The sequence below is a fragment of the Gemmatimonadota bacterium genome (genome assembly GCA_026705765.1).
Classification (GTDB): domain Bacteria; phylum Latescibacterota; class UBA2968; order UBA2968; family UBA2968; genus VXRD01.
Genome location: JAPPAB010000001.1, coordinates 36,416 through 47,877, shown reverse-complemented (window position 1 = coordinate 47,877; position 11,462 = coordinate 36,416). Strand labels below are relative to the sequence as shown.

The following is an 11,462-nucleotide window of genomic DNA, read 5'->3' as shown; positions in this document are numbered from 1 at the left end:
GTTCCGGCAGATGAGGCATATACTCCCTCCAGAATAAGGGTCTAAAAACACGGGGAGAAGGTGTCCAAAAATAAGGCGGTAAAATGCACTTGTCAATTGCTTTGGCGCGGGATGAGCACGGAAAAATGGGATAAAACAAGTTGACTTTGTCCATAAGTTTGTTACATTATCTTCAAATTTATCCCTTGGCCATGATCACTCCTAACTTTATGGCCGAACGGGTTGTGTGCATGGCGAGATTTTTTTTAACGACGCCGGTGGAGAGGAGGGTTTTATGGAGCAAGCGTTTCCACAGTGTTTGAAGTGCAACACGGGTATTTTACTACCGCTGTCGGATTATGGGCGCGATGGGGCATCTATCATGTACAAAGCATGGGTATGCAACAATCCCAACTGCGGATATAATTTGCGGATTGACAACGGTGAAATTAGCACGGGCCGGAATATTACCGAGTCCTACAAGTAGAACAGCCATTTCGGTGGGGAATACCTCGTCGAAATGGCTGTTTTTTTCCTTACCGGTTTGCCGTTTCACCTTCTCCCAACAAGGGCGGCACCGGTTTCTTTCTTTTTTCCCTTCTTATGCCGATACACTCCCCTTAATTTCCCAACAGCTGATACGTACTTATGAGCATTTCCGATCGGCCCATTTTAGGCATTGAAACATCCTGCGACGAAACTGCCGCTGCCGTGGTAGCAGATGGGCATATCTATTCCAACGCGATTTTTTCCCAAACAGAACACAGCCTCTACGGCGGCGTAGTACCCGAGTTGGCATCTCGCAACCACATACGAACACTCCTTCCCGTCGTCGATCAAGCACTTTTAGAAGCCGACCTGAAACTGGACGATCTATGTGGTATCGCTGTGACACAAGGGCCCGGCCTGGTCGGCTCCCTGCTGGTGGGCATTTCCGTGAGCAAAGGGCTTGCATTGGGTTCGGGACTGCCCCTTGTGGGTGTGCATCACATTGAAGGACATTTATTTGCAGGCAGTATGGCGCACCCTGATCTGGTACCACCTTTTATGGCACTGGTGGCTTCAGGAGGGCACACGGAATTGATTTATGTCTGTGCGTGGGGCAATTATGAGCGCTGGGGACGCACGCGCGACGATGCCGCAGGTGAAGCATTTGATAAAGTAGCTAAAATACTGGGGTTATTGCGCGAGGGCGAGGTCACCATGGGCGGACCGCGCATTTCTATGCTTGCCGAAGAAGGGAATCCCGTTGCCTTTGATTTTCCGCGTGCATTGATCAATGATCCGGGATTTGATTTTAGTTTTAGCGGGCTAAAAACCTCTGTACTCTATCGAGTTCGCGATCTCGCAGTGGAGGATCTTGAAGCTATTCGAGCGAATATTGCGGCGAGTTTTCAGGCGGCTGTAGTCGATGTGCTCGTGGAAAAGACACTCAAAGCGGCACGGGAAGCAGGTGCAGAGCGAATATTGCTTTCGGGCGGGGTAGCCGCCAATCGCGCGCTACGAGCACACCTCGACGACGGTGCGTCCAAACTCGGGATGGATGTTTTTTATCCGCCCACGCGCTTGTGTACGGACAATGCAGCGATGATTGCTGGCGCAGGCGCTTTTCGATTGTCGCAAGGTGAAGTTGCCGGAGGTAATTTGAATGCGGCTCCCCGGTTGCCGCTGCCTGGACTGCGCGAGCGGCAGGTATAACAATGCTGCGCAATATTGGATTTTCCGCCACAGATGGATGGCTGCTATTAATCGTCGGCTGCGCCGGAATTTATCTCTCTTTTCTAATGTATCGCTCGCGCCTTAGGGGCATACATCGATTGTTGTTGGGTGTGCGCGTCGCGGCACTTGTTTTGCTAATTGGCCTTTTGATGGAGCCGATTCTCGCATTGACATTGCATACACAGCGTTTGCCCTTAGTCGCCCTGCTCATTGACGATAGCGAAAGCATGAAAATAGCAGATGGCGATACCGCGCGATCGGAAGTTGTAAAAGCCGTGCTGGCTGATCCCCCACTCAAAAATTTGCGTGATCGCGCACGCGTGACGCAATATCGGTTTTCCGATGTTTTGACGCCCATGCACGAAGAAGAAGAACTTACATGGGCGGGGCGAGCGACCAACCTGGCAGGTGCATTAGATGGGTTGCGCGAACAAACAATGGGTGAAGGACTTGCCGCAGTGGTGCTCATTTCCGATGGCGGGCAAAACTTGGGTGGGCGTCCCGAGCGGGCAGCGGTCGATCTGGGCGTGCCAGTGATCGCTGTGGGAACAGGTGACCCAGTCGCGCCTAAAGATGTATCCATAGTATCGGCGGTTATCGATCCCCTCGGCTATGTGGGCAGGTCGCTGGTGATGCAAGCGCGCGTACTGTCTTTTGGATTTGAACAGGTGCGTGAACAAGTGCGCGTATTCCTGGATGATCGGGAAGTGAGTGCCCAAACCATTGCGCTGGCCGATGGTGAGCAAACCCTCGAATTTGAGATCAGACCCGAGCAATCCGGGCGACATGCATTCTCAGTACAAATTGCGGCGCAAGCAGGCGAGCGCACAGTGGGCAACAACCGCGTGGTGGTCTCGACAGATGTGCTCGAAAGCCGCGTGCGCATTTTAATACTTGCGGGCAGCCCAGGCGCCGATTTGGGCTATTTACGGCGCATGCTACAAGAAGATGCCAATTTGGAAGTTGAGGTGTTGGTACGCACATTGGGGGCCGGGTGGCAAAGAGATGTGCATCGCGCGCTGCTTACATTGGACGAGCGCGATATTGTCGCGTTGATCAACGCGCCCTACGAAGCGCTTGCAGGTGTACCAGAGCAGGCACTTGTTGCCTTCGTACAAAAAGGCGGGGGGCTGTTGGCCCTCGGAGGGGATGCTGCTTTTGACGATGGATACGCGCGCTCGGCATTGGCCGACGTTTTGCCCGTACAGGTGTTACGGTCGTCAGACACATTTCAAGAACGCGCTTTTGCCCTTTCGTTTCCCGATTCTCACCACCCCATTTTGCGCGTATCAGATGATCCATTAAGTGACCGCGATGCCTGGGAGGCATTGCCGCCACTTCTGTCTTATAATCGCGTGGGAACTGCTGTTTCCAACGCAACTGTATTAGCACATCATCCCACAGAACGCGTTGATGGCGCACCGATGCCAGTGCTGGCAATTCGCCGCGTGGGCGCGGGAAAAACCGCGATTGTAGCCTACCAAACATTTTGGCGTCACGGGCTGATGATGTGGGGCGATGGCAAGACCGATGCTGTGTCGCGCGCATTTTGGAAAAATATGGTGCGTTGGCTGGTCACGCGCGACGAGATGTCCCGCATAAAAATCATGACTGAAAAACCCGAGTATCGAAGCGGTGAACCAGTCGCGGTGCATGCAAGTGTTTTTGATCACCTGTTGCAGCCGCGTTCAGGCGCACGAGTTCTGGCGCGAGTCGGCGACAGTTTGGGTGTGCGAGAAGTTGTTTTGCGAGATTTGGGCGGTGGACGGTATGCCGGCAATTTGGGACGTTTCCCACAAGGCGATTACGAGCTTCAGATACAGGCACAGGCCAATGATGGGGACCTGGGCAAAGGTACGGGACGTTTTACTGTGGGAAGATACAGCCTGGAATACGAAACCGTGCGTATGCGCGCCGAACTGCTCGGCGATATTGCCACGCGCAGTGATGGACAATATGTGAGACCAGGTGATCTGAAAGCCGCACTCGATTCGCTTGTGCTGGCTCCTGAGCCTGTTGTCACCCACCACCGGATCAGATTTTGGGAACATGAGTGGCCGCTATTTTTGCTGGTGGGATTACTGGTCTTTGAATGGACTATTCGACGAAGATTGGGGATGTTATAAAATGGATAGAATACAGAATTTAAAAAACAAAATGTACTCAATAGTCAATGCGCTATTTTGTTGCTCCATCTTGCTCGCCGTGGAGGTCTCTGCACAGGTGGTAATCAACGAGGTGATGGCACGGCCCGCCGATGGGTCAGAGTGGATTGAATTGTACAATCATTCGCCAGACGCAGTTCATCTATCGGAGTGGACGTTATCCGATTTGCGAACAACGGGACAATTTGGAACAGGTTCGGTCATTAATGGTGGAGGATATGCAATCGTCGCACAAGACGCAGATGCCATTGGCCTGCAATATCCCGGCCTCGATGTTCCCATTTTGTCGCTTACCCGCTGGCCCCGACTGAACAATGGAGGCGATGGTCTCATTTTGCGCGATGCGACGGCAACACTTGTCGATAGCATCTTTTATCCAGCACAAGCGATCGCTATCAGTCTGGAACGCATTGATCTTACTGTAGCGGGCGATCAAAACAACTGGCTCGACAGCCAGGATCCGCGGGGTGCGACCCCCGGGGCTGCAAATAGCGTTCGATTTAACAATAAAGTAGCAGAGGTATCAGTGGCGGTTGAGCCCAACCCCTTTGTCGATCATGTCGCCATTACATATCGGGTGCCCTCTCCCAGACTCCACGCAAATTTGTGGGTGTTTGATCGCACGGGCAGGCGCGTGGCAACCTTACTCGAAAGTATTGAAAGTGGTAGTCAGCGCGTTGTAAATTGGGATGGAAGCAATGATAATGGACAAATTTTAAAGCCCGGTATTTATGTTATCTACCTGGAAGTCGGCACACCGGAAGGCGAATTATTCCGCGCCCGAAAATCTGTGGTGATGGCAAGAGGGATAAGCCAATGAGGGGTGAAGGGTGAAGGGTGAAGGTGGACTTTTTTCTTTTCACTTCTTATTTTTATTTATCTTTATCGATGTCCCCACATCGGATCTATTCTCCCCTTTGATGCTGTGAGGAACAAATATGGAACAGTCATCGAAGGCATTACCTGAGACCCCAAAAGATCAGTCGAGATTACCTTTTCAAATTTTGGGCATATGCTTGATTGCACTCGCGCTATTGATGGCTTTGAGCTTGCTATCGCACTCGCCTGAGGACCCACCCAATTCGACGCGCCCCAACGAATTGGCGCAAAATCTGATCGGGTGGCTCGGCGCACACGTCTCCTATCACTTGCTATTTAGCGTGGGCTACGGCGCTTACGCACTGATTGTTGTGCTATTGGTGTGGGGGTGGAACCGCCTCAGGATGTCGAGCGTCAGATCACTTGTAGTGCACAGTATCATCCTGTTTTCACTAATGGTGATTTATTGTGGCGCAACAGGCGTACTTTTTTGGGAGCGCCCCACAATGTCCTGGAAATTGGGAGGCGGGCTGGGATTTATGCTATCGTCTTCCCTCCTGGTGCCCTATTTGGGTACTGTTGGTTCTTATATTTCTTTGGCGACGCTGTTTGTGGTATTGTTGATGGTTGCCACCGATATTCCGTTTAACCGAATACCCGAGTGGACATTCTTGAAAAAACGTGCGGAGGAGTCTGACAATAACGGGACATCAACCGAAGTGGTACGAGACGAAGACATTGATCAAATTGAGGACCTTGATCAAAAAAAAAATATAACTGAAGAAGAGATTGTTGACGCCCCCATTCCAGATGAATGGAAAAAGGATGAATTGGTCGAGGTGCCCAAGCCAGTAATCGCTGATGACATAGAAAAAAAAGACATTGATGAACTATTAGAGAAGCCCACAAAAGAGAAAATCGCTGACCCCATTCCAGATGTGGCACGGGTTGAGCGAGAAGAAGACGAATTGCCTGAAGTGGAATTTGAAATAGTAGATGAAACGCCTGAGCCAGAACCAGAACCTGTTCCTTCAAAACCGAAAAAGAAAAAGAAAATCAAGCGCAAGAGATCTTCGACATATTTACTGCCCAGTTTAAAGTTGCTGGAAGACCCTCCTCCTGGTGATGGGATTATAGACCGCGAAACCCTGTTTAAAGGGGCACAGGTATTGGAGCAAAGCCTGAGCAATTTCGGCGTTCAGGGCAAAGTCGTGCAGGTCAATCCAGGACCTGTTATTACGACATATGAGGTTGTACCTCCCCCGGGCGTGAAAGTCAGCAAAATAGTCGGACTTGCAGACGATCTCGCCCTCGTGATGAAAGCGCAAAGCATTCGCATTCAGGCTCCCATTCCCGGAAAAGCTGCGGTTGGCATTGAAGTGCCCAATCCAGAACCCTATACGGTCTTCTTAAAAGAAATTTTGGAATCGCGCGCATTTGAGCAGTCCGATTCAAAATTGATGCTTGGGTTCGGCAAAACAGCTTCGGGCGATCCCTATTGTGCCGATCTGGCAAAAATGCCGCATTTGTTAATTGCTGGCGCAACAGGAGCTGGTAAATCGGGGTGTATCAATGCGTTGATTTCCAGCATTTTATTCCGCTGCACACCAGAGGAAGTGCGTTTTATTATGGTAGATCCCAAAATGCTGGAATTGTCAATTTACAACGATATTCCACATCTCCTCGCTCCTGTTGTCGTCGATCCCAAAATGGCGTCGGGTGCGCTCAAGTGGGCGGTATCAGAGATGGAGAACCGATATCGCACGATGGCGCAGTTTACAGCGCGCAATATTACTGATTTTAATGCCAAAATGGCGCGGCTGCGACAGGAAGCACCCACCGAGGAAGACCGCGACGAGATTCCCGATGCCTTGCCCTATATAGTCGTGGTGATCGACGAATTGGCCGATTTGATGATGACAGCACCGAGTGATATTGAAAATTCACTGGCGCGATTGGCACAAATGGCCCGCGCTGTGGGCATACATCTCATTATTGCAACCCAGCGTCCTTCAGTAAATGTGATTACGGGGACAATCAAAGCCAATTTCCCTACTCGCATTGCATTTCGCGTGGCATCCAAGGTCGATTCGCGCACGATCATTGACGCCAATGGCGGTGAAAAACTCCTGGGGCGAGGTGATATGCTATTCTTGCCTCCAGGACAACCAGAACCCATTCGCCTTCACGGTGCGTGGATCGATACCGAAGAAACCGAACAATTAGTGGCCTGGGTGCGCGATCAGGATGTCGAACTCGACAGAGTTGAATTTGAGGGCGAAAATAGCGATCTTTCTGTTGTAGATAATGAGCGAGACGCCCGGTTTGATGAGGCATTGCGATTGGTGGTTATCCACCAGCAGGGCTCGGCATCGCTCCTGCAGCGCCGGATGAAGGTCGGATACTCGCGGGCCGCCCGCCTTGTTGACGAACTCGAAGCCGCCGGTATTGTTGGCCCGTCCAATGGGTCGAGTAAGGGACGCGAAGTCCTCGTTGACGAAGACTATTTAGAGGAACTCGAGGAGTTGGATGTATGACGTGCAGAATGCACCATAGGCGTAGCCTGCAAGCCCTTCTCGCTATTCTCGGTATTTTATTTTGCATGAGAACGGTGCAGGCCGATACGCGCGGCTCAGAGGTCATTGCAAAATTGCAAAAAAAATTTGCGGATCTCGAGACGCTTTCCGCTCACTTTGTCAAACAACACTATTGGCGCGTAATGGATCAGCATCAAGAAGTTAAAGGCAAATTGCTGGTTCAGCGCCCCGATCAGTTTAGAATGGATTCGGATGTACAGGTAGTGGTGAGCGATGGCAAAACCGTGTGGCATTACGCGCCTGCCAATGCCCAGGTGCTGGTGAGCGATTACACCGCGATGGAAAATGACCGAAACTATGAGAAGTTATTATTTGATCTGATTTTTTGGGGTGGGTACGACGAAAATTATGTGCCCGTTTATGTGGGCGAAAAAAAGATACAGCGCAAAACGTGTTACGCAGTTGATCTATTGGCAAAAAAAGAAGATACGTATATCCATAAAATTCGCATGTGGATAGACAAACGTCTCTATCTGGTGCGGCAAGTGGAATATCGCAATATCCACGAAGACGTGACAACATTTGTGTTGTCGGATTTAAAGGTGAATAAAAAAGCCAGGCCCGATCAATTTACATTCCACGTACCCAGCGGAGTGGAATTGATCGACTTGCGTTGATTAAACTGAAAGGAACAAATAATGGCCGTGGAAATTCAGGTGCGTGAACTGCAAGATGCCCTATCCGATTATAGCGCACGCGTAGATAAACTCGGGAGGTATCTTTGACCTCGATCAAAGACGAACAAAAATTGTCAAATTTGAAAAACTCATGGAAGCACCTAATTTCTGGAATGACCGCGAAAAAGCACAGCAAATTATCGACGCCTGTAACGCAGAAAAATTCTGGGTTGAAAGCTGGGAAAATTTAAATGAACAAGTCGGCGATTTGGATGTACTTTTTCAATTGGCGTGCGAAGAAGGCGATGCTGAGTCCCTGTCGGAAGTCGCCGCTGAAGTACCCGGGATTGGCGCGGCTTTAGATGCACTTGAATTGCAACACATGTTGGGCGACCGCGAAGATCGCAACGACGCGATATTGACCATTCATCCGGGCGCCGGAGGTACCGAAGCAGCAGACTGGGCGCAAATGTTGATGCGTATGTACACGCGGTGGGCCGACCGGCGCGGATTTCAAACCAATGTCCTGGACACACTTCCCGGCGAAACGGCAGGGATTAAGAGTGCGACAATTGAAGTGAAGGGCGACTATGCTTTTGGCTATCTCAAGTCCGAATCTGGTGTACACAGATTGGTGCGGATTTCTCCTTATGATTCCAACAATCGTCGCCACACATCATTTGCTTCCGTTTTTGTCTATCCCGACGCCGAAGGCGATATCGAAGTGGAGATCAATCCCAGTGATTTGAAAGTAGATACCTATCGCGCTGGGGGTGCCGGAGGACAACACGTAAACAAAACCGATTCTGCAGTGCGTATTACCCACGAACCCACGGGAATTGTGGTGCAATGCCAGAACGAGCGATCTCAGCACAAGAACCGCAATACGGCCATGAAAATCCTCAAGGCGCGACTATATCAACACCTGCGGGAAGAAGAAGACAAAAAACGCGCCAAACTCGAAAGCACAAAAAAACGCATTGAATGGGGCAGTCAAATCCGCAATTACGTTTTTCAACCCTATCAAATGGTGAAAGACGCACGAACGGGCTTTGAGACATCGGATGTTTCAGGGGTTATAGACGGCGATCTCGACCCATTTATCCGCGCATATTTACTATCGTCGCGCACCGCGTGAACAGAGTTTTAAGTGGTAACCTCAAGCGGGCAACAAGCTTGACTTGAATATGCATATTGGTTATAGTTTAATAACCTTTACAGCGTTTAATCTTATAGGTATTTAGAGGGGTTGGGAGGCTCCTATCTTGACTCGGGTTGTGGGACAAACACCAGAATCTCAATTGATCGAACAGCGTCTGCAAAAACTCGACGCCATTCGGGATTTGGGCATTGAGCCTTATCCGTATCGCTTTGAACCCACGCATTATTCCGCGGATATTATCGCGTCTTTTGATGCGCTGAGTGCATCGGGCAACGAGGTGCGGGTTGCCGGTCGATTAATTGTTACGCGCGGCCATGGAAAAGCGGCCTTTGCCGATCTGCGGGATGCCGTGGGCCGTCTGCAAATTTACGTGCGGCTCGACAATATTGGCGATGATGCTTTCGCGCTGTGGAAGCTGCTGGATATCGGCGATTTTATCGGTGTATCTGGCCGCGTTTTTAAGACGCGCACGGGACAAATATCCGTTCAGGTTCAAACGCTCGTATTGTTGACCAAAGCCATTCGTCCCTTACCCGTCCCCAAAGAAGAAATACGCGATGGCGAGCGCGTAGTACACGATCAATTTAGTGACAAAGAACTGAGATATCGCCGTCGTTATCTGGACCTGGCACTCAATCCCGATGTGCAAGCGGTTTTTCGCAAGCGTAGTGCGGTCGTATCTGCGATTCGTGAATTTTTAGATACACGCGGTTTTTTAGAAGTCGAAACACCGGTGTTGCAACCGCTCTACGGCGGGGCTTCTGCCCGTCCTTTTGTGACGCATCACAACGTGCTGGACATGCCGCTGTACCTGCGGATATCCGATGAGTTATATCTCAAGCGTTTGATCGTGGGTGGGCTTGAGCGAGTATATGAAATCGGCAAAAATTTTCGCAATGAAGGCATCGATCGAACTCATAACCCCGAGTTTTCGATGCTCGAATTGTATCAGGCCTATGCTGATTATTCAGATATGATGGCAATATCCGAGGCACTCTACGCATTTGTCGCCGAAAAGGTAAATGGCGCGACAACACTCGAATACCAGGGTCGAGAAATTGATCTTACCCCCCCCTGGCCGCGCATTCCCATGCTCGACGCCATAGAGAAATACGGCGGTATTGATGTGGCGCGCTCCTCAGATGCCGACCTGCGTGTTGCATGCAAGCGCTTTGATTCCGATATCGAACCGGATGCAGAGCGCGGCTTGCTGATCAATGCATTGTTCGAAGCGTGTGTCGAGCCTGAATTGATTCAACCGACCTTTATTACCGACTATCCCATTGCGGTGTCTCCCCTGGCAAAACGCCATCGGACCCAAAAAGACCTCACCGAGCGGTTTGAATTTTTTATCAATGGTTGGGAAGCGGGCAATGCGTTTTCCGAACTGAATGATCCGATTGATCAGCGGCATCGGTTTGCGCATCAAAAAACCTTACGAGACCGGGGCGATGACGAGGCTCAGATTCTCGATGAAGACTTTTTAATGGCCCTGGAACACGGGATGCCACCGACGGGTGGGTTGGGTATTGGTGTCGATCGAATGGTGATGTTGCTCGCAGACGCGCCTTCGATTCGAGACGCAATTCTGTTTCCTCACATGCGCCCTAAAGAGGGCCTTGAAGACCATGGATGAGTTGCTGCGTGCAACAGGGGTTTACAAGCACTATGTATTGGGGGATACCCATATTGAGGTATTAAAAGGGGTTGACCTCGGGGTTGTTCGCGGTGAAATTGTAGCAGTGGTTGGTGCTTCGGGTGTGGGAAAGAGTACTTTGTTGCACATTATGGGCGGGTTAGATCATCCGGCTTCGGGGACGATTGTCATTGATGGCGTCGATATATTTTCCCTTTCAGATACTGCTCGCGCCAAATTTCGCAATCGCCAGATCGGATTTGTTTTTCAGTTTCACCACTTGTTGCGCGATTTTACTGCGCTTGAAAATGTGATGATGCCCCTGATGATTGCCGGTATTTCGCACGATGAAGCGCGAGTACCCGCGCAAAAACTACTCTGTGATATCGGTCTGGAAAAGCGACTTGCACATTTACCTTCCGAACTTTCTGGCGGGGAAGCGCAGCGCGTTGCTGTTGCACGGGCATTGGTGACGCAACCCGCAGTTGTTCTGGCCGACGAACCTTCTGGCAATCTCGATGTGGCACGCAGTGCAGAGCTTCACGCATTAATTTGGGAACTTGTCAGAACCCGACATCAAACGTGCATTATCGTAACACATGACCAGCATTTGGCTGCTCGCGCTGATCGGGTAGTCGAAATGGAAGACGGTCGTCTCCTTGCTTAAATAACAAAGCGTGTGGGGCTAAAAGAAACAGTGTTGAGTTTTCCTTTATAAACTGTTATAATGGAATCAAAACCAAGCTTCGCCAGATTTCTCGTTAGGCG

General features: G+C 50.5%; 9 protein-coding genes. All 9 read left to right on the top strand.

Annotation, left to right across the window (positions count from 1 at the left end; genetic code table 11):
• The first annotated feature begins 274 nt into the window (after window positions 1-274).
• On the top strand, window positions 275-466 hold the full coding sequence (locus tag OXH16_00200; GenBank protein ID MCY3679784.1) for a hypothetical protein: 192 nt from the start codon (window positions 275-277) through the stop codon (window positions 464-466).
• 161 nt (window positions 467-627) lie between these two features.
• Window positions 628-1,677: a tRNA (adenosine(37)-N6)-threonylcarbamoyltransferase complex transferase subunit TsaD gene (tsaD, locus tag OXH16_00195; protein MCY3679783.1), complete on the top strand. Its 1,050-nt coding sequence runs from the start codon at window positions 628-630 to the stop codon at window positions 1,675-1,677.
• A 2-nt stretch (window positions 1,678-1,679) separates the two neighbouring features.
• Complete coding sequence (locus OXH16_00190; protein ID MCY3679782.1) at window positions 1,680-3,824, top strand: glutamine amidotransferase; 2,145 nt, start codon at window positions 1,680-1,682, stop codon at window positions 3,822-3,824.
• Between the two features lies 1 nt (window position 3,825).
• On the top strand, window positions 3,826-4,683 hold the full coding sequence (locus tag OXH16_00185; GenBank protein MCY3679781.1) for a lamin tail domain-containing protein: 858 nt from the start codon (window positions 3,826-3,828) through the stop codon (window positions 4,681-4,683).
• Window positions 4,684-4,801: 118 nt separating this feature from the next.
• Entirely contained in the window at window positions 4,802-7,219 is a 2,418-nt protein-coding gene (locus OXH16_00180) for a DNA translocase FtsK (protein ID MCY3679780.1), read from the top strand.
• Entirely contained in the window at window positions 7,216-7,896 is a 681-nt protein-coding gene (locus OXH16_00175; protein ID MCY3679779.1) for an outer membrane lipoprotein carrier protein LolA, read from the top strand. The genes OXH16_00180 and OXH16_00175 overlap by 4 nt, the downstream gene beginning before the upstream one ends.
• A 21-nt stretch (window positions 7,897-7,917) precedes the next feature.
• A protein-coding gene (prfB, locus tag OXH16_00170; GenBank protein ID MCY3679778.1) for a peptide chain release factor 2 occupies window positions 7,918-9,034 on the top strand; the annotation gives its coding sequence in 2 pieces (ribosomal slippage) (window positions 7,918-7,989 and window positions 7,991-9,034; 1,116 coding nt in all).
• A gap of 127 nt (window positions 9,035-9,161) precedes the next feature.
• Entirely contained in the window at window positions 9,162-10,694 is a 1,533-nt protein-coding gene (gene lysS / locus OXH16_00165; GenBank protein ID MCY3679777.1) for a lysine--tRNA ligase, read from the top strand.
• On the top strand, window positions 10,687-11,361 hold the full coding sequence (locus tag OXH16_00160; GenBank protein MCY3679776.1) for an ABC transporter ATP-binding protein: 675 nt from the start codon (window positions 10,687-10,689) through the stop codon (window positions 11,359-11,361). Before lysS ends, OXH16_00160 begins: the two co-directional genes overlap by 8 nt.
• The last annotated feature ends 101 nt before the right edge of the window (window positions 11,362-11,462 follow it).

What these genes read in the sequence shown, in the direction of transcription:
- OXH16_00200 (MCY3679784.1), top strand. Translation starts at nt 275, where the DNA reads ATGGAGCAAGCGTTTCCACAGTGTTTGAAGTGCAACACGGGTATTTTA.
- tsaD (MCY3679783.1), top strand. Translation starts at nt 628, where the DNA reads ATGAGCATTTCCGATCGGCCCATTTTAGGCATTGAAACATCCTGCGAC.
- OXH16_00190 (MCY3679782.1), top strand. Translation starts at nt 1,680, where the DNA reads ATGCTGCGCAATATTGGATTTTCCGCCACAGATGGATGGCTGCTATTA.
- OXH16_00185 (MCY3679781.1), top strand. Translation starts at nt 3,826, where the DNA reads ATGGATAGAATACAGAATTTAAAAAACAAAATGTACTCAATAGTCAAT.
- OXH16_00180 (MCY3679780.1), top strand. Translation starts at nt 4,802, where the DNA reads ATGGAACAGTCATCGAAGGCATTACCTGAGACCCCAAAAGATCAGTCG.
- OXH16_00175 (MCY3679779.1), top strand. Translation starts at nt 7,216, where the DNA reads ATGACGTGCAGAATGCACCATAGGCGTAGCCTGCAAGCCCTTCTCGCT.
- OXH16_00160 (MCY3679776.1), top strand. Translation starts at nt 10,687, where the DNA reads ATGGATGAGTTGCTGCGTGCAACAGGGGTTTACAAGCACTATGTATTG.